The 23,097-nt window shown below is 72.6% G+C and carries 23 protein-coding genes and 1 pseudogene; 16 read left to right on the top strand and 8 right to left on the bottom strand.

The genetic code is table 11. From position 1 onward, the window contains the following. Positions 1-17: 17 nt before the first annotated feature. The 13 genes from ACQPXS_RS07650 to ACQPXS_RS07590 all read left to right on the top strand — a co-directional run bounded on the left by ACQPXS_RS07650 (position 18) and on the right by ACQPXS_RS07590 (position 12,641). Positions 18-305 (top strand): ArsR family transcriptional regulator, encoded by a 288-nt coding sequence (locus ACQPXS_RS07650; RefSeq protein ID WP_433448214.1) that lies wholly within the window; start codon positions 18-20, stop codon positions 303-305. Positions 306-353: 48 nt separating this feature from the next. Beyond that, positions 354-1,322 (top strand): SMP-30/gluconolactonase/LRE family protein, encoded by a 969-nt coding sequence (locus ACQPXS_RS07645; RefSeq protein WP_433448212.1) that lies wholly within the window; start codon positions 354-356, stop codon positions 1,320-1,322. 67 nt (positions 1,323-1,389) lie between these two features. Then, complete coding sequence (crcB, locus tag ACQPXS_RS07640; protein WP_433448210.1) at positions 1,390-1,851, top strand: fluoride efflux transporter CrcB; 462 nt, start codon at positions 1,390-1,392, stop codon at positions 1,849-1,851. Next, positions 1,848-2,228 carry a DUF190 domain-containing protein gene (locus ACQPXS_RS07635; RefSeq protein ID WP_433448208.1) on the top strand — a complete coding sequence of 127 codons (381 nt, stop codon included), beginning with the start codon at positions 1,848-1,850 and terminating at the stop codon, positions 2,226-2,228. The genes crcB (ACQPXS_RS07640) and ACQPXS_RS07635 overlap by 4 nt, the downstream gene beginning before the upstream one ends. Beyond that, on the top strand, positions 2,225-2,599 hold the full coding sequence (crcB, locus tag ACQPXS_RS07630; RefSeq protein WP_433448206.1) for a fluoride efflux transporter CrcB: 375 nt from the start codon (positions 2,225-2,227) through the stop codon (positions 2,597-2,599). Before ACQPXS_RS07635 ends, crcB (ACQPXS_RS07630) begins: the two co-directional genes overlap by 4 nt. 75 nt (positions 2,600-2,674) lie before the next feature. After that, positions 2,675-3,511, top strand: a complete 837-nt coding sequence (locus ACQPXS_RS07625) for an undecaprenyl-diphosphate phosphatase (RefSeq protein ID WP_365326125.1) — start codon at positions 2,675-2,677, stop codon at positions 3,509-3,511. 172 nt (positions 3,512-3,683) lie between these two features. Then, positions 3,684-4,364 carry a FadR/GntR family transcriptional regulator gene (locus ACQPXS_RS07620; RefSeq protein WP_351805107.1) on the top strand — a complete coding sequence of 227 codons (681 nt, stop codon included), beginning with the start codon at positions 3,684-3,686 and terminating at the stop codon, positions 4,362-4,364. After that, a complete protein-coding gene (locus ACQPXS_RS07615) occupies positions 4,361-5,800 on the top strand; it encodes an amino acid permease (protein ID WP_433448204.1) in 1,440 nt (479 codons plus the stop codon). Before ACQPXS_RS07620 ends, ACQPXS_RS07615 begins: the two co-directional genes overlap by 4 nt. Before the next feature lie 41 nt (positions 5,801-5,841). After that, the gene (locus tag ACQPXS_RS07610; RefSeq protein ID WP_433448202.1) at positions 5,842-6,858 is read left to right on the top strand and encodes an asparaginase; all 1,017 of its coding nucleotides are present in this window, start codon (positions 5,842-5,844) and stop codon (positions 6,856-6,858) included. Positions 6,859-7,014: 156 nt separating this feature from the next. Then, complete coding sequence (gene aspA / locus ACQPXS_RS07605; RefSeq protein ID WP_433448200.1) at positions 7,015-8,427, top strand: aspartate ammonia-lyase; 1,413 nt, start codon at positions 7,015-7,017, stop codon at positions 8,425-8,427. 64 nt (positions 8,428-8,491) lie between these two features. Further along, the gene (locus tag ACQPXS_RS07600) at positions 8,492-9,430 is read left to right on the top strand and encodes a glutaminase (RefSeq protein WP_433448198.1); all 939 of its coding nucleotides are present in this window, start codon (positions 8,492-8,494) and stop codon (positions 9,428-9,430) included. A gap of 407 nt (positions 9,431-9,837) precedes the next feature. Further along, complete coding sequence (mptB, locus tag ACQPXS_RS07595) at positions 9,838-11,241, top strand: polyprenol phosphomannose-dependent alpha 1,6 mannosyltransferase MptB (protein WP_433448196.1); 1,404 nt, start codon at positions 9,838-9,840, stop codon at positions 11,239-11,241. After that, on the top strand, positions 11,238-12,641 hold the full coding sequence (locus tag ACQPXS_RS07590; protein WP_433448194.1) for a glycosyltransferase family 87 protein: 1,404 nt from the start codon (positions 11,238-11,240) through the stop codon (positions 12,639-12,641). The genes mptB and ACQPXS_RS07590 overlap by 4 nt, the downstream gene beginning before the upstream one ends. Positions 12,642-12,700: 59 nt before the next feature. On the opposite strand, the pseudogene ACQPXS_RS07585 reads toward ACQPXS_RS07590, so the two are convergent. Together ACQPXS_RS07585 and rho are read right to left on the bottom strand one after the other, a co-directional pair. Beyond that, positions 12,701-13,396: pseudogene (locus tag ACQPXS_RS07585) on the bottom strand (D-alanyl-D-alanine carboxypeptidase family protein); the annotation flags it as partial. A gap of 238 nt (positions 13,397-13,634) precedes the next feature. Further along, positions 13,635-14,783 (bottom strand): transcription termination factor Rho, encoded by a 1,149-nt coding sequence (rho, locus tag ACQPXS_RS07580; RefSeq protein WP_433448192.1) that lies wholly within the window; start codon positions 14,781-14,783, stop codon positions 13,635-13,637. A gap of 365 nt (positions 14,784-15,148) precedes the next feature. Here rho and ACQPXS_RS07575 point away from each other — a divergent pair, with 365 nt between their 5' ends. Continuing rightward, complete coding sequence (locus ACQPXS_RS07575; RefSeq protein WP_433448190.1) at positions 15,149-16,414, top strand: cytochrome P450 family protein; 1,266 nt, start codon at positions 15,149-15,151, stop codon at positions 16,412-16,414. Positions 16,415-16,481: 67 nt separating this feature from the next. On the opposite strand, the gene ACQPXS_RS07570 is transcribed toward ACQPXS_RS07575, so the two are convergent. Next, complete coding sequence (locus ACQPXS_RS07570; RefSeq protein ID WP_351804993.1) at positions 16,482-16,880, bottom strand: nuclear transport factor 2 family protein; 399 nt, start codon at positions 16,878-16,880, stop codon at positions 16,482-16,484. Between the two features lie 94 nt (positions 16,881-16,974). Between ACQPXS_RS07570 and ACQPXS_RS07565 the strand changes: the two genes are divergently transcribed. Further along, positions 16,975-17,538: a PadR family transcriptional regulator gene (locus ACQPXS_RS07565; protein WP_365326139.1), complete on the top strand. Its 564-nt coding sequence runs from the start codon at positions 16,975-16,977 to the stop codon at positions 17,536-17,538. Positions 17,539-17,542: 4 nt separating this feature from the next. Next, positions 17,543-18,295, top strand: a complete 753-nt coding sequence (locus ACQPXS_RS07560) for a class I SAM-dependent methyltransferase (protein ID WP_433448187.1) — start codon at positions 17,543-17,545, stop codon at positions 18,293-18,295. On the opposite strand, the gene ACQPXS_RS07555 is transcribed toward ACQPXS_RS07560, so the two are convergent. The 5 genes from ACQPXS_RS07555 to ACQPXS_RS07535 form a co-directional block, all read right to left on the bottom strand. Next, positions 18,265-19,008 carry a GntR family transcriptional regulator gene (locus ACQPXS_RS07555; protein ID WP_365326143.1) on the bottom strand — a complete coding sequence of 248 codons (744 nt, stop codon included), beginning with the start codon at positions 19,006-19,008 and terminating at the stop codon, positions 18,265-18,267. The genes ACQPXS_RS07560 and ACQPXS_RS07555 overlap by 31 nt on opposite strands. 152 nt (positions 19,009-19,160) lie before the next feature. Beyond that, on the bottom strand, positions 19,161-20,327 hold the full coding sequence (locus ACQPXS_RS07550; protein ID WP_433448185.1) for a serine hydrolase domain-containing protein: 1,167 nt from the start codon (positions 20,325-20,327) through the stop codon (positions 19,161-19,163). A gap of 118 nt (positions 20,328-20,445) precedes the next feature. After that, positions 20,446-21,414 (bottom strand): acetylxylan esterase, encoded by a 969-nt coding sequence (locus ACQPXS_RS07545; protein WP_433448183.1) that lies wholly within the window; start codon positions 21,412-21,414, stop codon positions 20,446-20,448. Positions 21,415-21,516: 102 nt separating this feature from the next. Next, complete coding sequence (locus ACQPXS_RS07540) at positions 21,517-22,101, bottom strand: Rv1733c family protein (RefSeq protein WP_433448181.1); 585 nt, start codon at positions 22,099-22,101, stop codon at positions 21,517-21,519. 218 nt (positions 22,102-22,319) lie between these two features. Then, entirely contained in the window at positions 22,320-23,078 is a 759-nt protein-coding gene (locus ACQPXS_RS07535) for a ferredoxin reductase (protein WP_433448179.1), read from the bottom strand. Positions 23,079-23,097: the final 19 nt, after the last annotated feature.

Raw genomic sequence — 23,097 nt, 5'->3', positions numbered from 1 at the left:
GGGACGGAGGCGGACGAATGATGGGAACTCCCTCGGGCCGGATGCGGCACACGATTCTGGATTGGCTCAAGGATCCCACGGCCCACTTCCCGGCGCCCCGTCGCCGCGACCTCGCCGAGAGGGGAGTCACCGCGCGTGCCGTGGCCGCCAAGCTGGGCGTTCCCCGCCGGACCGCCGTCGCCCACCTGGACTTCCTCACCCGCCTCGGCCTGCTGCGCACCCGCCGCAGCTGCCGGGGCACGTGCTACCGGCGCGACGAGATCCGCATCGCGGAGGTGGCCCGGGTTTTCGAGAAGGGGTGGTGAGGGGACGAAAGAGTCGGAACGGGCCGACCGACCGCGAAGGGCACGCGCATGGACCGACCCACAGAACTCGTCCCGCTCCACTACCTCTCGCTGGGCGCCCGTGGCCCCGAGGACGTGGTGGCCGACGCGGACGGGCGCGTGCTGACCGGAGTGGAGGACGGCCGGATCCTGCGCGTCCACGGCCTCGGCGACCCGCGCACGTCACGTGTGGAGGTGCTGGCGGACACCGGCGGCCGTCCTCTCGGGCTCGAACCGCTCCCGGACGGCGGTCTGTTGGTGTGCGACGCGGAACGTGGACTGCTGCGCGTCGACCCCGCGGACGACGCGGCCGGCACGGTCCGCGTTCTCGCGGACTCGGCGGCGGGGGAGCGGCTCCGCTTCTGCAGCAATGTCGTCGCCCTGCCGGACGGCAGCGTGTACTTCACCGTCTCCAGCCGCCGCTACCCACTGGAGCAGTGGATCGGCGACATCGCCGAACACACCGGCACCGGACGGCTGCTGCGCCTTCCGCCCGCGGGTGGAGAGCCCGAAGTCCTCCTGGACGGGCTGCAGTTCGCCAACGGCCTGGCGGCCGGCGCCGACGGCTCCTTCCTGGTGATCGCCGAGACCGGCGCCTGCCGCCTCGCCCGCTACCACCTCACCGGTCCGCGCGCCGGCCACGCCGATCTCTTCGCCACACTGCCCGGCATGCCGGACAACCTCTGGCGCGAGGGCCCCGACGGCCCGCTCTGGGTCGCGCTCGCCAGTCCCCGGGTCCCGCCGCTGGAGCTGCTGCACCGCACACCGCCCGCCGTGCGCGCCGCCGCCGCCCGGGCCGCCGTGCACGCCCCGTACCGCCCGAGCGGGACGATCGGGGTGATGGCGCTCGACGACAGCGGACGAACCGTCCGGCACCTCACCCGCCGCCGCTCCGGCTTCCGCATGGTCACCAGCGTCTGCGTGAGCGGGGACCACCTCGTCCTCGGCAGCCTGTGTGAGCAAGGCGTCGCGGTCTGCGCGCGGACCGCGGCCCGCTGACACGGCGGTACGCTGGTGCCCGGCCGTGATCACCCGTCGGGGCAGGCCGAACAGGAGACGCAACCGCATGACAGCCCCGGAAGCCCAGAGCCTCCGCGCCCGCCCCACCCCACGGCGGCGGTCCGAGTGGCGTGCCCAGACGCCCGTCGTCGCGGTGGTCGCCCTCGGCGGCGCCCTCGGCGCGTGCGCCCGCTACGGCCTCGCCCTCGCCTGGCCCACGCCACCGGGCGGCTTCCCCTGGGCGACGTTCCTGACCAACGTCGTCGGCTGCGCGGTGATCGGTGTCTTCATGGTGCTCATCACCGACGTCTGGGCCGCCCACCGTCTCGTGCGCCCCTTCTTCGGCACCGGCGTGCTCGGCGGCTTCACCACCTTCTCCACCTACGCCGTCGACATCCGCAAGCTGGTCGACGCCGGCCGCCCGGGCGTCGGGCTCGCCTATCTCGCCGCGACGCTGTGCGCGGCCCTCGCCGCGGTGTGGCTCGCCTCCGTCGCCGCCCGCCGGGTGCTGATCGGGAGGAAGCGATGACGTCACTCACCGGCCGGGCCTTCAGGCTGACCGTCTACATCGGCGAGGACGACACCTGGCACCACAAGCCCCTCTACTCCGAGATCGTGCACCGCGCACACGCGGCCGGACTCGCCGGGGCGAGCGTCTTCCGGGGCATCGAGGGCTTCGGCGCCTCCTCCCGCGTTCACACCTCCCGCCTGCTGTCCCTGAGCGAGGATCTGCCCGTGGCGGTCGTCGTCGTGGACACCGAGGAGCGGGTACGGGCGTTCCTGCCGCAGCTCGACGAACTCGTCGACGAGGGGCTCGTGACCCTGGAGGAGTGCGAGGTCGTCCGGTACGTGGGGCGCGCCGGCAGCACCCAGGGCACGGATCCGAAGGGTAAGAAGTCGTTGTGAACTGGCTGCTCGTCATCGCGGGAGCCGTGGTGGGCGCACCGCTGCGCTACCTCACCGACCGTGCCGTGCAGGCCCGCCACGACTCGGTGTTCCCCTGGGGGACCTTCGTGGTGAACGTCACGGGCTCGCTGGTCCTCGGGCTGCTCACGGGCGCCTTGTCCGCCGGGGCGGCCGGGCCCCATCTGCAGCTGCTGGTGGGCACGGGGTTCTGCGGAGCGCTGACGACGTACTCGACCTTCTCCTACGAGACCCTGCGGCTGACCGAGGCCGGCTCCGGCCTCTACGCTGCCGCCAACGTCGCGGCGAGCGTGGTGGCGGGGCTCGCCGCCGCGTTCGCGGGCGTCTCGATCGCCGGCGCCCTGTGGGCCTAGGCGCTTGCCAGAGCGCCGGGCGCAGCAAGTACTGTCTACAGCAATGTCGACCAACTCTCCTCAGAACTGGATCCCATGAGCGCCATCTCCGTCGGTCAGGCCGTCGTCCTCGGAGTAGTCGAGGGGGTGACCGAGTTCCTCCCGGTGTCCTCCACCGGTCATCTGAAGATCGCCGAGGGGCTCATGAGCATCCCCGTCGACGACAAGTCCGTCGTCGGTTTCTCCGCCGTCATCCAGGTCGGCGCCATCGCCGCCGTGCTCGTGTACTTCTTCAAGGACATCAAGCGGATCGTCTCCGCCTGGTTCCGCGGTCTGACCAACCGCGAGGAGCGCTACCACCACGACTACAAGTTCGCCTGGTGGGTGATCGCCGCCACCATCCCGATCGTGCTGGTGGGTCTGGCCGCCAAGGACCTGATCGACGGCCCGCTGGCCTCGCTCTGGGTGGTCGCGGGCTCGCTGATCGTCGGCTCGGGTGTGATGTGGGCCGCGGACCAGATGGGCCGGCACAAGCGCGGTGAGGACGACACCTCGTTCAAGGACGCGATGTGGGTCGGCTGCTCCCAGATCCTCGCCCTGCTCTTCCCCGGCTTCTCCCGCTCCGGCGCCACCATGTCGACGGCGCTCATCCTGGACCTCGACCGCGTCGCCGCCACCCGGCTGTCCTTCTTCCTCGGCATCCCGGCCCTGACCGGCGCCGGTGTCTACGAGCTCAAGGACGCCCTCGGCGCGGGTGTGGGCGCGGCGCCGCTGGCCGTCGGCACGATCGTGTCGTTCGTGGTCGCCTACGCCTCCATCGCCTGGCTGCTGAAGTTCGTCGCCAAGCACTCCTTCAACGCCTTCGTGATCTACCGGATCGTCATCGGCGTGGGCCTGCTCGGCCTGCTCGGCGCGGGCGTGCTCAACGCCTGACCGAACCCTCCTGATCACCCACGGGGTGCGGATGCCTGCATTCAGGCGCCGCACCCCGTGAATGTTTCCTTACGGAACGCCTTGACAGTCCCGGCACGCAACCCGCAGGATCACTCCCGTGAACCTGTCAGACAGCCAGACAGGTGGTCTGGGTCCCCGGCGTGTGAGCGCCATGGAAGCGGTCCTCGCCCACCTCCGCGGCGCCATCGAGCGCGGCGAGTACGCCGTAGGCGACAAGCTCCCCTCCGAGGCCGAACTGTGCCGCACCCTCGAGGTGTCCCGGCCCGTGCTGCGCGAGGCGCTGCGCGCGCTGCAGACGATGGGCCTCACGGTCTCCCGGACCGGCAAGGGCACCTTCGTCGTCGCGAACGCCGTGGAGGACCCCACGTTCGGCGACTACGCGGCCAGCGACCTGCTGGAAGTGCGCCGGCACATCGAGATCCCCGTCGCCGGCTACGCGGCCGCGCGGCGCACCCCGGAGAACCTGGACCACCTGGCCCATCTGCTCGACCGCATGGAGCGGGAGACGGACACCACGGCCTGGGTCGCGATGGACACCCTCTTCCACCTCGCGATCGCCGAGGCCGCCCAGAACCCGGTCTTCCGCCGGGTCATCGAGGAGATCCGCGACGCGCTGGCGCGCCAGTCGGCCTTCCTCAACGAGCTGGGCGGCCGACGCGAGCAGTCCAACCGCGAGCACCGGGCCATCGTCGAGGCGCTGATCGACGGTTCCGAACACGACGCGGTGGAGGCCATGAGCCACCACCTGGACCGCGTCGAGACGACCCTCACCGACATCGTGCGCCCCCAGCGGACGGACGATCTCCCCACGGAAGGCGGACCCGAGGCGTGAGCGAGCAGTACCTCAAAGACGAGACGCGCCCCTCGTCCGGCCATGTCGACGCCGGAGACGCCGGCTACAGCAAAGGCCTCAAGCACCGGCACGTCAACATGATCGCCATCGGCGGAGCCATCGGCACCGGCCTGTTCCTCGGCGCGGGCGGCAGGCTCGCCGACGCCGGACCCTCCCTGTTCATCGCGTACGCCGTCTGCGGCGTCTTCGCCTTCATGGTCGTACGCGCCCTCGGCGAACTCGTCCTGTACCGCCCGTCCTCCGGCGCCTTCGTGTCGTACGCCCGGGAGTTCCTGGGCGAGAAGGGCGCCTACACCGCGGGCTGGATGTACTTCCTGAACTGGGCGACCACCGGCATCGCCGACATCACCGCGGTCGCCACCTACACCCACTACTGGGGCATGTTCTCCGACATCCCGCAGTGGGTGATCGCGCTCATAGCCCTGGCCGTGGTCCTCACCGTGAACCTGATCTCGGTGAAGATCTTCGGCGAACTGGAGTTCTGGTTCGCGATCGTCAAGGTCGGCGCACTCGTCGTCTTCATGTGCATCGGCATCTTCCTGCTGGTCACCCAGCACCCGGTCGCCGGCCACCACCCCGGTCCGTCCCTGATCACGGACAACGGCGGCATCTTCCCCACCGGCCTGCTGCCTATGCTGCTGATCATCCAGGGTGTCGTCTTCGCCTACGCCTCCGTCGAGCTGGTCGGCGTGGCCGCCGGTGAGACCGAGAGCCCCGAGAAGATCATGCCGAAGGCGATCAACTCGATCATGTGGCGCGTGGGCCTGTTCTACGTCGGCTCCGTCGTCCTGCTCTCCATGCTGATGCCCTGGAACGCCTACAGCGCCGGCGAGAGCCCCTTCGTGACCGTCCTGTCGCACATCGGCATCCCCGCGGCCGGCGACGTGATGAACCTGGTCGTGCTCACCGCCGCCATGTCCTCGCTGAACTCCGGCCTGTACTCCACCGGCCGCATCCTGCGCTCCATGGCCATGAGCGGGTCGGCCCCGAAGTTCACCGCGCGGATGAGCCGCAGCCAGGTACCGTACGGCGGAATCCTGCTCACCAGCGGTATCTGTGTCCTCGGCGTGGGCCTCAACTACGTCGTCCCCGCCGACGCGTTCGAGATCGTCCTCAACTTCGCGGCGATCGGCATCCTCGCGACCTGGGGCATGATCATGCTGTGTCACCTGCTCTTCTGGCAGAAGACCCGGAAGGGCGAACTGATCCGGCCGTCGTACCGGCTGCCGGGCTCTCCCTGGACCGAAGTCGTGACGCTGGCGTTCCTCGCCTCCGTCCTGGTCCTCATGTACGCCGACGGCGGCGCCGGACGCACCACCGTGCTCTGTCTGCCGCTGATCGTCGCAACCCTGGTCGCGGGCTGGTACGGCATCCGCGGCCGGATATCCCGCACGTCCACCGGCGCCGACGCGTGATCCGCGTACCGGCCGACCCCGACCCAACGATGCAGGCAGTGATGTACAGCAGTTCCCCCGCGGACGCACCCGTCGTCCGCGAGCCCCTCCACGCCCCGGTCGCCCACCTCGTCCGCGGCGGAGTCGTCGAGGGCATCCACTACGGCTCCGTCGTCGTCCTCGGCGCCGACGGCCGGGTGGAGTTCCAGCTCGGTGACATCGAGGCCGCCTTCTACCCGCGCTCGGCCGTCAAGCCCCTCCAGGCCGTGGCCATGCTGCGGGCCGGGCTGCCGCTCGACGGCGCGCTGCTGTCGCTGGCCGCCGCCAGCCACTCCGGCGAGGAGCGCCACCTCGCCGGCACCCGGCGCATCCTCGAACTCGCCGGGCTCACCGAGGACGATCTGCGCAACGTCCCCGACCTGCCGTTCGACCCGGCCGTCCGGGACGCCTGGGTGCGCGAGGGCCGTACACCCTCCCGGCTCGCCCAGAACTGCTCCGGCAAGCACGCGGCCATGCTGTGGACCGCCAAGGTCAACGGCTGGTCCCTGGAGGACTACCTCGACCCCGGGCACCCGCTGCAGCAGGCCATCCAGGAGGTCGTCGAGGACCTGACCGGACAGCGGGTCGCCCGGGTCTCCGTGGACGGCTGCGGCGCGCCGCTGTTCTCCATCTCCCTGCACGGCCTCGCCCGCGCCCTGTCCCGGATCACCACGGCCGCCCCCGGCACGCCCGAGGCGCGGGTAGCCGACGCCATGCGCGCGCACGCCGAGATGGCCTCCGGTGCGGGGCGTGACGTGGCGGCGCTGATGCGGGCCGTGCCGGGGTTGCTCGCGAAGGACGGCTTCGAGGGCGTGCAGGTCGCTGCCCTTCCCGACGGCCGTGCCATCGCCGTGAAGATCGCGGACGGGGCGAACCGGGCGCGGATTCCGGTCGCGGCGGCGGCGCTCGTTCGCGCGGGCGTGGATCCCGAGTCGCTGACCGCGTTCGCGGGGGAGCCGCTGCTGGGCGGCGGGGAGCCGGTGGGCCGTGTCCGTGCGGTGCGTGCGCTGGACGCTGTCGAGCTTCCGGCCTGTGCGTAGGGATTCGCCGATTCCAGAAGGGGACTGCGGGCCGCCGCGGTCCGCAGGCCGTCCGAGGTCGATCGCGCCCACGCGGCGGTAGCCGCACATCGATACAGCCCCGCGCCCCTTTCGGGCGCTCTCATTTCCGTACCTCAGAAAGAGGACCGTTTCCTCATGACCGCCGCCACCACGCGCAGTGAGCACGACCTGCTCGGCGACCGTGACGTACCCGCCGACGCGTACTGGGGTGTGCACACCCTGCGCGCGACGGAGAACTTCCCCATCACCGGCACCCCGATCTCCGCCTACCCGCATCTGATCGACGCCCTGGCCGCCGTCAAGGAGGCCGCCGCCCTCGCCAACGAGGAACTCGGCCTGCTGGCGCCGGAGAAGGCCCGTGCGATCGTCGCCGCCTGCCAGGAGATCCGGGGGGGCAAGCTGCACGACCAGTTCGTCGTCGACGTCATCCAGGGCGGCGCCGGCACGTCCACCAACATGAACGCCAACGAGGTCGTGGCCAACCGGGCGCTGGAGCTGCTCGGTCACGCCAAGGGCGAGTACGCGTATCTTCACCCCAACGAGGACGTCAACCTCGGCCAGTCGACCAACGACGTGTACCCGACCGCCGTCAAGGTGGCGACGGTGTTCGCGGTCCGTGGACTGCTCAAGGCGATGGCCGTACTGCAGGACGCCTTCGCCCGCAAGGCCGTCGAGTTCCGTGACGTGCTCAAGATGGGCCGTACACAGTTGCAGGACGCCGTGCCGATGACGCTCGGTCAGGAGTTCTCCGCGTTCGCCGTCATGATCGAGGAGGACCGCAGCCGTCTTGCCGAAGCGGTCGAGCTGATCCATGAGATCAACCTGGGCGCAACGGCCATCGGTACGGGACTCAACGCGCCCGCCGGGTACGCCGAGGCCGCCCGCCGGCACCTGGCCGACATCACCGGCCTGCCGTTGGTCACCGCCGCCAACCTGGTCGAGGCCACCCAGGACTGCGGTGCCTTCGTGCAGATGTCCGGTGTGCTGAAGCGGATCGCGGTGAAGCTCTCCAAGAGCTGCAACGACCTGCGGCTGCTGTCCTCCGGTCCGCGGGCCGGCCTCGGTGAGATCAACCTGCCGCCGGTGCAGGCCGGTTCGTCCATCATGCCGGGCAAGGTCAACCCGGTGATCCCCGAGGTGGTCAACCAGGTCGCCTTCGAGGTGATCGGCAACGACGTCGCCATCACCATGGCCGCCGAGGCCGGACAGCTCCAGCTCAACGCCTTCGAGCCGATCATCCTGCACTCCCTGTCGGAGTCCGTCACCCACCTGCAGAGCGCCTGCCTCACCCTGGCCGAGCGGTGCGTGGCCGGCATCACCGCCAACACCGAGCGGCTGCGCGCCACCGTGGAGAACTCCATCGGCCTGGTCACCGCCCTCAACCCGCACATCGGGTACACGGCCGCCACCGAGATCGCCAAGGAGGCGCTCGTCACCGGCCGGGGCGTGGCCGAACTCGTCCTGGAGAAGGGCCTCCTGCCGGCCGAGCGCCTCGCCGGCCTGCTGCGCCCCGAGGTCGTCGCCGGCAGCGGGGCGCCTGCCGCCTGACCTGCGGTTACGGGCAGATATCAACCCGCATGCGAGTGGGCTCCAGGGCCGATCCGGAGGGACAATGGTGATCATGACAACGACGTCGTCCCTCACCTTCCTGCCGGTCCTGGAGCGCATCGCCGAGGAGATCGAGCGCACGCCCGGCCGCGGCCGGGCCGCCGACTACATCCCGGCCCTCGCCGCCTGCGATCCCCGCCGGTTCGGCATGGCGGTCGCCGAACTGGACGGCACGGTGTACGGGGTGGGGGAGTGGCGCGAGCCGTTCTCCACGCAGTCCATCACCAAGGTCTTCACCCTGGCCCTGGACCTGGCCCGCGAGGGCGACGAACTCTGGGAGCACGTGGGCCGCGAGCCCTCCGGCAACCCCTTCAACTCCCTGGTCCAGCTGGAGTACGAGAACGGCATCCCGCGGAATCCCTTCATCAACGCGGGCGCCCTCGTCGTCACCGACCGCCTCCAGACCCGTACCGGAGACGCGGCCGGCGAACTGCTGACCTTTCTGCGCACCGAGAGCGGCAACGTCACCCTGGACTTCGACAAGGAGGTCGCCGCCTCCGAGACCGCACACGGCGACCGCAACGCGGCCCTCGCACATTTCATGGCGTCCTACGGCAACATCGACAACGACGTGCCGACCCTGCTCGACCAGTACTTCCGGCAGTGCTCCATCACCGCATCCTGCGCCGACCTGGCCCTCGCCACCGGCTTCCTGGCCCGGCACGGCATCCGCGCCGACGGCGGCCGGCTGCTCACCCGCAGCCAGGCCAAGCAGGTCAACGCGGTGATGCTGACCTGCGGGACGTACGACGCCGCCGGGGACTTCGCCTACCGCGTCGGCCTGCCCGGCAAGAGCGGCGTCGGCGGCGGGATCATCGCCGTCGTACCGGGCCGGTGCACGCTGTGCGTGTGGAGCCCGGGCCTGGACGAGCGGGGCAACTCGGTGGTCGGAGTGGCGGCCCTCGACCGGTTCACCACGCTGACCGGGCTCTCGGTGTTCTGACCGGCCCGGGCCGGGGATCAGCGCGCGCATCCCGGCCGCGTGCCCGATCCGCGCGAAGTCCCGGCCGCCGACGACCAGCAGGGTGGGCGCCCGCAGCGCGCGCAGGTCCTCGGCGCTCCACGGCAGCGGGAGGCGACGACCAGCCGCCCGACCCGGTTCTGGGGTACCGCGAACCTCCAGCGAGGTCAGTGCGCCGAGCAGGTACGCCCGCGGGCAGGACGGCGCCGTGGGCGGAGCCGCTCGCCACCGTGATCATGTCTTTTCCCTGCGAAACGGGCGAAGAAGTGACCTCCCGTACGCCCGGAAGTCATCGTTGCTCACACGCCGGTCACATGCGGGCCGCCCGCCGGTGAGAGGAGCGTCGCCTTCCGGCCACCCGGCGTTGACACGCTGAAGCAGTGTTGGCCATGGCATTCCCCGTCGATCTCCGCCGCTGCCAGGTGCTCGGGCTGGCCGGCACCGCCTTTCTCGCGCTCGGCGGTGAGACGGCCGGTGCCCTGCCCGTGCAGGACCTCCTGGCACCCGCCTCGGTGCAGGCCGCGCTCGGCCTGGTCGGGGTGTACTTCGGTGTCGTCCTGCTGATAGCGGCCTGGGTGCTCCTCGGCCGCCTGGTGCGCGGCCCCCAGCCGCCCACCCCGCGCGCCCTGCTGCTGGTGCTCGCCGTGTGGACGGCACCGCTGCTGCTCGCGCCGCCGCTGTTCAGCCGGGACGTCTACAGCTATCTCGCGCAGGGCGCCATGGTCGACGCCCACATGGACGTCTACGCCCACGGCCCCGCCCAGCTCGGGGGCCCGCTCGCCGACGAGGTGGCCCCGATGTGGCAGCACACCGGCGCCCCCTACGGCCCCGCCTTCATGGCCCTGGCCTCCGCGCTCTCCGGCCTGACCCGCGGCCAGCTGCCGGCCGGCCTGCTCGGCATGCGCCTGGTCGCCCTGCTCGGCGTGGCCCTGATGGCGGTGGCGCTGCCTCGCCTCGCCCGGCACAGCGGCGCCGACCCGGCCGCCGCCCTCTGGCTCGGCGCCCTCAACCCGCTCGTCCTGCTGCACCTGGTCGCAGGCGCCCACAACGACGCCCTGATGCTCGGTCTGCTGGGGCTCGGCCTGGTCGCCGCGCGCGGGGAACGGCCGGCCGGCGGCGCCGTCGGAGCCGTCCTCGTCACCCTCGCCGCCCTGGTCAAGGCGCCGGCCGCGCTCGGACTGCTGGCGGTCGTGGCCCTCCAGGTCCGCTCCGGCCGCCGTCCGCTGCCGGCCGTCCTGACCGCGGCGGCCGCCTCCGCCGTGACGACGGTCGCCGCCACGGCCGTCGCCGGCACCGGCTACGGCTGGATCGGCGCCCTGGCCACCCCCGTCTCCCCGCACAACTGGGCCCTGACCAGCCTGCTCGGCCGCGCCACCGGCGCCGTGCTGGAGCACCTCGGCAGCAGCCTGGCCCCGCTGGCCGTGCCGGCCTGGCATCTGCTCGGCCTCGCCGCCACCGCCGTCGCCGTGGCGGCGATATGGCTACGGCTGCGCGTGAGACCGGTCTACGCCCTCGGCCTCAGCCTGCTGACGGTCGCCGTGTTCGGCCCCGCGATCCGCCCCTGGTACGTGCTGTGGGGCCTGTTCCTCATCGCCGCCGCCGCGCCCAGCACCTCGGTGCGGCACCGGGTCGCGGCCCTGGCCGGCGTCCTCGCCCTCGCCGTCCTGCCCAGCGGCGGCCCGGCCGACGCCGGGCAACTCGTGCTCGCCGTCTCCGGCGGCGTGCTCGGCGTGGTCGTCCTGTGGCAGGCCCACCAGGCGGCCCAGGCCCCGGCACCGGGACGCGTGGCGTGAGGGGGCCGCGTACGACCAGGGGCCGTCTGCTGCTGGTCCTCGTCCTCGGCGCCGCGGTCACCGTCTTCACGGCGACCGTGCCGCTGCTGCGCGACTTCTTCGACCTGCGCGTCTACTACGGCACCGTGCACACCTGGGCGCACCACGGCGGGCGCATCTACGACTACCAGGTGCCGGGCACCTCGTACGGCTTCACCTATCCGCCGTTCGCGGCGCTCGCCATGCTGCCGCTGGCGCTGCTGGGCCGGGACGCGGCGATCGTGGCGTCCCTGCTGGTCAACCTGGCCGCGCTGGCGGTCGTCCTGCGCATCCTGGCCGGACCGCGCTGGCGGCGGCACGGCTGGTACCGCTGGTCGCTGTGCCTGTGCCTGCTCGCGCTGTTCGAGCCGCTGCGGGACACCTTCAGCTTCGGCCAGGTCAACCTGGTGCTGCTCGCCCTCGTCCTCGCGGACTGCCTGCTGCTGGCGACGGGCCGGGAGCGCTGGGCGGGCGCCGGGATCGGGCTCGCCGCCGCCGTGAAGCTCACGCCCGCCCTGTTCATCGGCCTGCTGCTGCTCGCCGGGCGGCGCCGGGCGGCCGCCGTCGCGACGGCCGTCGCCCTCGCGGCCACCGCGCTGGCCGCCTGGGCGGACCCGCGGGCGTCGCGCTTCTACTGGACCGAGGCGCTGTGGGACACCAGCCGGGTGGGCCGGCTCGACTACGTGTCGAACCAGTCGGTCCAGGGTGTGCTGGCCCGTCTCGGCGAACCGGGCCGTCCGCTGTGGGCGACGGCGGTCCTGCTGACCCTGTGCGTCTGGGCGTGGCGGACCCGGCAGGCGGTGCGGGCCGGTGACTGGACGGCGGCCTTCGCGCTCACCGGGGCGGCTGCCTGTTTGGTCAGCCCCATCACCTGGGTGCACCACCTGGTGTGGCTGCTGCCGTCGTTCGCGGTGCTGGTCCGCGCCGGGCACCCGCGGATCGCGGGCGCCCTGTACGCGGTGCTGTGCACGAGCGTGGTCTGGCTGTGGTTCGACGACGCCTCCGGCATCGGCGGCTTCCTCGGCAGCAACACCTACACCTGGATCACGCTGGGGTTGCTGCTCGGCCTGCCGACGGGTCAGCCGCGCGGGGCGCGTCTGCTCCTGGCCCGCAGCGCCATCACCACGGCGGCCCGCAGCGCCACCACCGCGGCGCCGGCGACGAGCCCCGCGAGCCCCGCGACGACGGCGGGGTGCGGCCAGCCCCAGCCGTCCGGTGCCTGCGACGTGGCCGCGGCCACCGGCTTGGCCTTCGACGCCGGCCGCGACTTGACGCGTAGCCCGTCCAGCGAGCCGACCGGGTCCACCCGGCCGGCCGCGGCGAAGCCCCAGTCGAGCAGCTCGCGCGCCTCCTGGTACACCGCCAACCCGCCGCCCTCCTGAGGGTTCATCACGGTCACCACCAGCGTGCGGGCGCCGTGCCGGGCCGCGGCCACCAGGGTGTTGCCCGCCTTGGTGGTGTAGCCGTTCTTGATGCCGATCAGCCCGGGATACTTCTTCACGCCGCTCTGGCCGGTGAGCAGCCGGTTGGTGTTCCTGATGCCGTACGACGAGCGGTCACCGGGGAAGTACGCCTCGGCGGTCGAGCAGTACCGGGCGAAGTCGGGATTGCGCAGGCCCTCCCGGCCGAAGACCGCCAGGTCGTAGGCGGAGGACACCTGGCCGTCGGCGTCGTATCCGTCGGGGGAGACGACATGGGTGTCCAGGGCGCCGAGCGTGCGGGCCTTGGTCTGCATCTCGGCCGCTGTGGCCTCCCAGCCGCCGTTCATCGAGGCGAGCACGTGCACGGCGTCGTTGCCGGAGTTGAGGAAGACCCCGCGCCACAGGTCGGACACCTGGTAGGTGAGTCCCTCCCGGACGCCGACCAGGCTGCTGCCCTGGCCGATGTCCGCCAGCTCCGTGTTGCGCACGGTGTGCCGCATCCCGGCGGGGAGGGCGGGCAGCACGGTGAGGGCGAACAGGGTCTTCAGGGTGCTCGCGGGCGGCAGCTTGCGGTGCGCGTTGCTCGCGGCCAGCACCGCCCCGCTGCCGGCGTCGGCCACCACCCACGACAGCGCCGACACGTCCGGCACCTCGGGCGCGTCCCGGCGCGGCCGGACCAGGACGCCGGAGCGGTAGAGCTGGTTCGGCCCGGGCATCGCCGCCCGGGGCGCGGGCGGAGCGGGTTCCCCGGTACGGGGCCCGGCGGAGGCGGTGGCCGGGGCGAGTGCCAGCACGCCCGCCACGCACAGGGCACAAGCCGACTCGGCCACCCGATGAGAAAGTCCGGTGATCATGTGATCAACGTACGAACGGGTTCGCCGTCTCTCGCGCTGGAAGGGCCGTTCGGCCCACGCGAGCAACCCGTAAGCCGCACCCGGCCGCCCGCATACGGGCTCAGCCGGCGGGCAGGGTGGGACGGATCTGCCGCAGGAACGCGGCGTTGTCGGGGGTGGAGCGCAGCCGCTCCAGAAGGGTCTCCAGACCGGACGGACCGCCCTCGCGGGAGCGCAGGACGCGGCGCAGACCGTGTACGGCCGTCAACTCGGCCGGAGTGAGCAGGAGTTCCTCGCGGCGGGTGCCGGTGGCGTCGAGGTCCACGGCGGGGAAGAGACGCCGGGCGGCGGATTCCCGGTCCAGGCGCAGCTCCATGTTGCCCGTGCTCTTCAGCTCCTCGAAGTAGTAGCCGTCGGCGCGGGAGCCGGTGTCCACCAGGACGGTGGCGAGGATGGTCAGCGAGCCGCCCTCCTCGGCCTGGCGGGCGGCGCCGAAGAACCGCTTGGGGCCGAGCAGCGCGCCCGCGTCGACACCGCCGCTCAGGGTGCGGCCGCCGGCGGCGGAGGCGTTGTTGTGCGCCCGGCACAGCCGGGTCAGCGAGTCCAGCAGGATCACGACGTCCTCGCCGGCCTCCACCAGGCGCTTGGCCCGCTCCACGACGAGCTCGGCGAGGGCGATGTGCTCCTTGGGCGTCCGGTCGAAGGTGGAGGCGTACACCTCGCCGCGCACCGAGCGGCGCACCTCGGTGACCTCCTCGGGGCGCTCGTCCAGCAGCAGGACGATCAGCCGGCACTCGGGGTGGTTGCCGGCCACGGCGGCCGCGAGCTGCTGCAGCAGCACCGTCTTGCCGCTCTTCGGCGGGGCCACGACGAGTCCGCGCTGGCCCTTGCCGACCGGCGCGAAGAGATCGGTGACGCGCCCGGCCAGTCCCGACCCGGGGTGTTCGAGGCGGATGCGCTCGCGGGGGTGGAGCGGGGTGAGGTCGCGGAAGTGACGCCGGCCGCGCAGGTCCGCCGGGTCGTGTCCGTCGACGCGGGTGACCTCGGTCAGCGCGCGCCGGTCACCCCGGACGCCTTCGACGAGGTCGCCCTTGCGCAGCCCATGGCGCCGGATCAGGTTCGGCGGGACCTGGGGATCGGCGGGGGAGGCCAGCAGGTGCGCGGCCCGCAGGTACCCCTTCCCCTGCGCGTCGATGTCGAGGACACCGGTGACGAGCCGGGCGGCCGGGGCCTGCTGGACCGCGGGAGGGTGTTCGAGTGTGGTGGTCATGGTGGTGGGAGGTCCTTTCACGGACGGGGGAAGAGAGCGGGGGAGGGGGAGAGGCCGCGAGCGGGAGGCCTTGACAGCTGCCTCCGGGCGGCGGGAACGCCACCTCGGGTACGGCGGGAACGCCCTGGTCACGAGGTGGTGCGGAGAGGAAGCCCGGGCCGGCGGAAAGCCTCGGCCGAGGGGCTGATGGAGAGGAAGCGGCACCGGTGTCCGTACGACGGGACACGCACATGCGCTGATCGCACTATACCCGTGCGCTCGGTTGGGTCAACATGATGGCGTCCGCGTCTATTCCCGCCCCGAGCCGGCGGCGTTCTTCCGCCGAGCCACGCCGCGCTTCCGCCCGACCGTTAGGAGAAGAACCCGTGGAGACCTCTCCCGCCCGGCCCCCGCACCGACTCGACCCCGCGGGCGGCTGCCCGCACACCGTCAACGCGCGGCTGCTTGCGGGCGGTGCCGTGGCCCCGGTGGAACTGCCCGGCGGGATCGAGGGGATGGCCGTACTCGGGCACGAGGCGCTGAAGGAGTTCCTGCAGCATCCCGAAGTCGCCAAGAACGCACGCCACTTCACGGACCTGCGGGAGGGCCGGATTCCCGCGGGCTGGCCGCTGCTGACCTTCGCCACCGTGCCCGGCATGACCACCGCGGACGGCGAGGACCACCGGCGGCTGCGGTCCCTGGCCGGCCGCGCCTTCACGCCCCGCCGGGTGGAGCAACTACGGCCCCCAATCGAGCAGTTGACCGCAGCCCTGCTGGACGACCTGGCCGCCGCCGCGAAGGACGCGGACGGCGTCGCCGATCTGCGGCGGCACTTCGCCCTGCCCCTGCCGATGGGGGTCATCTGCGAACTCCTCGGCGTGGGGACCGAGTTCCGTGACCGGCTTCACCATCTCAGCAACCAGGTCGTGGCCACCGACATCGAGCCGGCCGAGGCCATCGCCGCCAACCGCGAACTCGTCGCCGTCCTGGGCGAGATCGCGGCGGCGAAGGCCGCGGCACCCGCCGACGACCTCACCAGCGCGCTCATCGCCGCCCGCGACGAGGACGGCGACCGGCTCGGCGACCAGGAGCTGATCGGTACCCTCCTGCTGATGATCGTCGCCGGACACGAGACGACGCTCAACCTGATCACGAACGCCGTACGCGCCCTGTGCGCCCACCGCGACCAGCTCGACCTCGTGCGCGCGGGCGAGGCGACCTGGGCCGACGTGGTCGAGGAGACCCTGCGCTGGGACGCGCCGGTCAGCTACTTCCCGTTCCGCTACCCGGTGCGCGACCTGACCGTGGACGGCACCCTCATACCCGCCGGCACCCCCGTCCTCGCCGGCTACTCCGCCGCCGGCCGTGACCCCGCCGCGCACGGCCCCGACGCCGACCGCTTCGACGTCACCCGTCCCGCCCGGCCCGGTGCCGTACGCCATCTGTCGCTCGGGCACGGTGCGCACTACTGCCTCGGCGCGCCGCTCGCCCGGCTGGAGGCGGGCATCGCGCTGGAGCGGCTCTTCACCCGCTTCCCCGACCTCGAACTCGCCGCGCCCGAAGCCGGCCTGGCCCCGCACGCCGGGTTCGTCGGCAACAGCGTGCGGACCCTGCCGGTCCGGCTCGCACCCGCCGGATCCCCCGGAGTCTGAGCGGCGTACAGTCCGACAGGTGCTGATCGGCTTCGCGTCCTCGCGGGCGCAGCCCGTCGGCCCGCGTTCACGCCGACCGCGCCTCCGCCTCCTTGGCTATCTCGTCGAACCGCGCGCCCATGGCCTCGGCGAGGGCGTGTGCCCCGGACAGCGGGCGGACCATGACCATGAACTCGTCGATCAGTCCCTCCTCGTTCACATGGAGGAAGTCGCAGCCGGTCAGCTCGCGGTCGCCCACCCGGGCGGTGAAGACCAGCGCGTGGTCGGGGGCGGCCGGGTCGCCGATCTCCCGGACGTAGCGGAAGTCCTCGAAGACCTGGGAGACCGCGCGCAGGATCGCCGCGGTGATCGCCTTGCCCGGATACGGCTTGAAGACGACCGGGCTGGTGAAGACGACGTCCTCGGCCAGCAGTGCCTCGACCGCATCGATGTCGCCGGCCTCGACCGCGGCACGGAACGCATGCATGGGATCACCTCGAAGAGTCGATGAGCTCAATGAGACTAGTCAATTAATTGAATAGGTGCGGATGAGATTAATCAACGGCTGCTAGCCTGTCCACATGTCGCTCAAGTACGCCGTCCTGGCCGCCCTGCTGGAGGGCGAGGCCTCGGGCTACGAGCTGTCGAAGTCCTTCGACGTCTCGCTCGCGAACTTCTGGCCCGCCACCCCGCAGCAGCTCTACCGCGAGCTGGAGCGCCTCGCTCAGGACGGACTGGTCCAGGCCCGGACGGTGCAGCAGGAGCGGCGGCCGAACAAGCGGATGTTCACGCTCACCGAGGCCGGCCGTGCCGAGCTGGCCGCCTTCGCCGCCGAGCCGCCGAAGCGGCCCACCGCCGTCCGCGACGAACTGCTCATCAAGATCCAGGCGATGGACGGCGGCGACCCGGAGGTCACCCGCGCGCTGATCGAGGAGCGCATGGGCTGGGCGCGCGGGAAGCTCGACCGCTACCGGCGGGTGCGGCGCCGCCTCCTGGACGGGCGGACCGAGGAGGAGTACCTGAGCACCACCGACCGTGTCGGCCCCTACCTCACCCTCATGGCCGGGATCGGCTTCGAGGAGGAGAACCTGCGCTGGTGCGAGCGGGTTCTCGCGGTCCTGGCGCAGCGTGTGGCCCTAGGCTGAGAAGATGTTCGGTCCCGAGGGTCCCAGCCTGCGCGAACTCGCCGTGCAGGCGCTGTCGTCCGTCGAGCACGGCTACGACCTGCTCGCCCCGAAGTTCGACCACACGCCCTTCCGGACGCCGGACGACGTACTGGGATCCGTGGCGAAGGCGCTCACCCCGCTCGGCCCGTTCGAGGACGGGCTGGACCTGTGCTGCGGCACGGGCGCGGGCGCCGAGGTGCTGACCGGGCTGTGCCGCCGGAGCGTCACCGGGGTGGACTTCAGCGCCGGCATGCTCGACGTCGCCCGGCACCGGGTGCGGCCCGCCGGCGGGCCCGAGGTCGCCTGGGTGCGCGGCGACGCCCGGGCCCTGCCGTTCGCGGACGCCTTCGATCTCGTGGTCTCCTTCGGGGCGTTCGGTCACTTCCTGCCGCGCGAACTGCCGGGGCTCTTCGCCCAGGTCCACTCCGTCCTGCGGCCGGGCGGCCGGTTCGCCTTCCCGGTGCTCGCCCCGCCCCGTCCGACCCAGGCCGGCTTCTGGATGCTGCTCGGCTTCGACGCGGTGATGCGGGTGCGCAACGCGCTGTGGCGGCCGCCGTTCGTCATGTACTACCGGGCCTTCCGGCTCGGCGGTGTGCTGGGCGAGTTGGGCCGTGCCGGGTTCTCCGTCGAGCTGCACGCCCTGCCCGAGTTCGGGCGGCGCGGCGACGGCGGCCCACGGGCCCGGCTGGTGGTGGCCCGGCGGGTTCAGCCGGCCGCGGGCAGTGTGAACTCGTAGACCAGCGCGTCCCGTTCGGCGTCCACCACCAGATCGGTGATCTCCAGCGGCCGGGCGTACTGGTCGTGCACCCGCCGGGTCACCCGTACCGATGCGGCGCCGTCGACCTGGGTGATGGCGTCGCGGTGGTGCAGGGACAGGCCGGCCTTGCGCATCCAGTCGTAGGCCCGGCGCAGTTGCGCGGGGGTGCTGCCGTCGGCCCGGCCCCGGTAGCGGGCCAGCTCCGCCACCTCGGCCAGCGCCACCGCCGAGAACGACGTCACCGCCGTGCGCAGCGACCGGCCGTCCGGCGTGGCCGACCGGTAGCGGTGCACGAGCGTCGGCCGGTGCGGGGCCAGACCCAGCGCCCGCGCGTGCTCCTCCGGAGGCGTCTCCCAGGTCACCGTGGCCCGGTCGACCGCGGACGGGTCCGCCGAGCGGGCGCCGAGCGGGAAGGCCGGCGTCCCCGGCGCCGCGACCGGCCGGGCGGGCAGCGTCGCATGGCTGCCCCGCCGGTCGGTGGCGACGGCACCGCTGCGCCGCAGCACCTCCAGCGCCTGCCGGACGGTCTCCCGGCTGACCTGGAAATACGCGGCCAAGTGCCGTTCGCCCGGCAGCCGTTCACCCGGCGGAATGCTGCCGGCGCGCAGTTCGTCGAGGAGCAGCGCCGCGATCCGCCCGTACAGGGGCCGGTCGTCGCTCTGCGCGGGTTCGTGCGGGGTGGTGCGGGCCATGCCGCGCCCTCCTGTGGTGACAAGACGTAGTCGTGCGGGCTCGTTGCGCGACCACAATTAGCATTGGTCTAAACCACGAGGGAAGAGCGGCCCGCCGGTTCGGCCGAAACCCACCCGCAACCGACCCGCAACGCACCCGGGCCGTCACGCCGTCACAAGGCGCTGTACAGGACGTCGATCAGCGCCATCTTCCGTGGGTCGTCGGCGATGCGCGGCCCCATCCGGTTCATCACGTACCCCAGCGACACGCCGGCCTCCGGGTCGGCGAGTCCGCACGAGCCACCGAAGCCGTCATGACCGAAAGCCCGCGGATTCGGGCCGTACGACCCGTTCGACCCGCTCAGCCACAGGCCGAGCCCGATCTCGGTCTCACCGTCCAAGCCCGCGCCCAGCACCAGATCGCGGCAGCTCCCCTGGCCCTCCCGCACCCGCTCCGCCGCCTGCGGTGACAGGATGCGCCGCCCGCCGTGGGAGCCGCGACCGGCGAAGACGCCGTACAGCGCGGCGACGGCGCGCGCGGTGCCGTGCCCGTTCGCCGCGGGGATCTCCGCCGCGCGCCACTCGGGCGTGTTCGCCTCCGCCGCCCCGACCACCGGATTGGTCAGCGCCGCCAGCGCGGCGGGCGTCAACTGGCTGAAGATCGCCGCCTGTTCACTGCGGGACGCGGCCGGTGGATGCACCATCTCGGCCGCCCGGCCCGCCTCCTTCGCCGGCAGCCCCACCGTGAAGTCGATCCCGAGCGGCCCGGTCACCTCCCGCTCCAGGAACGCCCCCGGCCGCAGCCCCGAGATCCGCCGGACGACCTCGCCGACCAGGAAGCCGTACGTCAACGCGTGGTACCCGGAGCGGGTGCCCGGCTCCCACCACGGCTCGGTCGCCGCCAGCCGGGCGGTCGTCAGCTCCCAGTCGTACAGGTCCGCCAGGGAGTGCTGCTCGCGCAGCCCGGACAGCCCGGCGCGGTGCGACAGCAGATGCCGTACGAGCACCTTCTCCTTGCCTGCCGCCGCGAATTCCGGCCAGTAGGCGGCGACGGGCGCGTCGAGGTCGAGCAGGCCCCGGTCGGCGAGGAGATGCGCGCACAGGGCCACCGGGCCCTTGGTCGTGGACCACACGTTCACCAGCGTGTCGCGTTCCCAGGGCCGGGTGCCGGCCGCGTCCGCCCAGCCGCCCCAGAGGTCCACCACCGTGGTGCCGTCGACGGTCACCGCCACCGCGGCGCCCAGTTCGCCCCGCTCCCGGAAGTTGTCCTCGAACGCCTCGCGCACCGCCGCGAAGCGCGCGTCGCAGTGGCCGTGGACCTGTGTCTCGTGCGCGGACATGGGACCTCCGTCGTCGCCGGAAACCCGGGCCGCGACGCTGCGACCCGGGTTCCCCGAACATACCGACTGGTCGGACTGGAGGGAAGTGCCCGGCGGACTCCGGTGCCCGCCCGCCGCCTCAGGCGTACGACCGCAGCCAGCGCAGCTTCTCCACCTCGTGGAAGGGGCCGCCGCCCTCGTGGTCGTTGAAGTCGTAGACCTCGATCGCCTTGTCCTCGTGCGCCCAGGCGTTGAACGCGGCGAACACGGTCGACGGCGGGCAGGTCTGGTCCTCCAGTGCCGCCGAGAAGAGGGCCGGGGCCCGGCCGCGGGCCGCGAAGTGCACCCCGTCGAAGTAGGACAGCGTGCGCAGTACCTCCGCCGAGCGGCCGCGGTGCGTCTTGAGGAACAGGCCGATCTCGCGGTAGGGGTGCCGGTCCGTCAGCGTGGTCGCGCGCGGGAAGTCGCACAGGAACGGCACGTCCGGCGCCACCGCCACCAGGTCGGGGACCAGACCGCCGACGGCGAGGGTGATGCCGCCGCCCTGGCTCGCGCCGAGCGCCACGGTGCGCGCCGCGTCGGTCAGCGGATGCGACCGGGCCGCCTCGACGGCGCGTACGGCGTCCGTGAACACCCGGCGGTAGTAGTAGTTCTCGGGCGCGTCGATGCCCCGGGTCATGAAGCCGGGGTACGCCGGGGCCGCGCCGACGGGGTCCGCCGTGCCGCCCCCGGCGCCCCAGGCGCTGCCCTGGCCGCGGGTGTCCATCACGAAGTGTGCCCGGCCCGTCGAGGCCCACAGCAGGCTCTCGTGCGGCAGGCCGCGCCCGCCGCCGTAGCCGACGAACTCCACGACCAGCGGCAGCGGTTCGGTCGCGCCGGCCGGCAGCCGGAGCCAGCCCCTGACCGGGTGACCGCCGAACCCGGCGAACGTCACGTCGTACACCTGGACCGTCGACAGCCCGGTGTCCACCGGCTCGAAGCGGGCGTCCAGCTCGTGTGCGCGTGCCTCCTCCAGGGTCTTGTCCCAGAAGGCGTCGAAGTCCTCGGGCTCGGCGGACGCGCTGCGGTGCTCGCGGAGTTCCTCCAGGGGCAGGTCGAACAGGGCCATCTACAACCACCTTTGCGAAGGGAGACTGAGTCAGCTCACCGTACGTGGGTGCCGGATGGCTGACCAGTAAGCGGTTGCCCCCTGCCGGCGGCCGGACACCTGTCACGCCCGCGGCTGGGTCCACCTCGGTCCCGTCCGCGCCCACTCCCGTTCCCACTCCGCCAGCCGGTGGCGCAGCGCGATCCGGCGCTCGACGGCGTGTCCGAGGAGCACGACGGCCGCCGTACCGCCCGCCGCCACCAGCCCGACGGTCACCGTGTGCTGCCAGACCGCCGCGTTGTTCGGCGGCGGCGCGACACCGCGGCCCCGGGCGTCGAGCCACACCGGGACCGTGTCACCGGTACGGGTCCCCGCCGGCACCCGGGTCCACGCCGTACGGGTCCCCTTGCCGGGCTCGGTCCAGCGGACGTGGGCGCGGTACGGGTACGCGCGGTCGCCCTGCGTGCCGGGCAGCCGCTCGGGCGGGTCGCCGAACACCTGCGCGCGCACCTGGTGGCGCTCGGCCCGCTGGGTGGCCGCGACGCTCCGGGCCGTGTCATGCGCGCGCAGACCCGCGGCCACGCCGACCAGCGGTGTGACCACGAACAGAAGGACGGCGACGATCAGCACCGTCCACGCCTCCACGACATCCGAGTGGCGCCGCAGCGGATTGCGCCGCCAGCGCCAGCCACGCACCCGGGTCCGCATGTCCACCTCCTCGCACCGTCGCAGCCGGAGAGCCGACGAGCCGGTCCTGTGGCCCGTCATCCCCTCCGCCGCTCACGCACACGAGCGTCCACACCCGTCTCGTACCCCGTACGGAGCACCTCGCTCACGCCGAGGAACCGCGAGTTCAAGCCCACCTGGAGCACGGAACGCGCCATGCGCCCCACGGTCGCGCGAACGACCCCGGCGCGCGACCGGGGTCAGCCGAAGCGCTCGATCCGGATCCGGTCCACCGGCTGGCCCGCCGCGACCAGCAGGCGGGACGCGTGCTCGGCGAACCCGTTGGATCCGCACACATAGGCCTCCCACCCACCGGGAGGCTGTTCGGCCAGGAGCGGCGTCACATGTGCGGTCGCCATACGTCCCACGGGCACACCCTGTGGGGCGCTGCGAGTGAAGACGGGCGTGGTCTCCGGGCCCAGCTCGCCCGCGTAGATCAGTTCCTCGGGGCTGCGCGCGGACACCAGCATGCGCAACGGCACGGTGAGAGCGCGGTCGCGGTGGTGCCGCACCATCGACATCAGCGGCACGATCCCGGAGCCGGCGCCGATCAGCAGCGCGGGCCGGTCGCCGGGCCAGGCGAAGAAGCCGCTCAGCGGCCCGCGCACCTCGACCGTGTCACCGGGGCGGGCGACCGTGTGGAACCAGCCGGACACCTCGCCGTCCGGCACCCGGTCCAGGGTCAGCTCGATGTGCCCGGAGTCGTCCGGCGCCGACGCGATCGAGTAGTGGCGCTGGGCCACGTAACCGTCCGGCGCGGTCAGGCGCAGCATCAGATGCTGGCCCGGCAGATGACCCGCCCATACCGGCACCGCCAGCCGGAAGGTGGCCGCGCGCGGCGTCTCACGCCTGATCTCCACCACCGTGGCGAGCTGCCACACGGCCGCCACCTGCTCATTCACCGCGATCCGCCCGGGCACGGCGAAACGCGCGGCGGGGGCGGCCGGGGCCTGAGGCATGGTCGGAATCCCCGATTCC

This window comes from Streptomyces sp. CA-142005 (assembly GCF_050942335.1).
In the GTDB taxonomy this organism is placed as follows: Bacteria; Actinomycetota; Actinomycetes; order Streptomycetales; family Streptomycetaceae; genus Streptomyces.
Note: the sequence above shows the minus strand (reverse complement) of the source record. Positions and strands in the feature narration are given on the sequence as shown.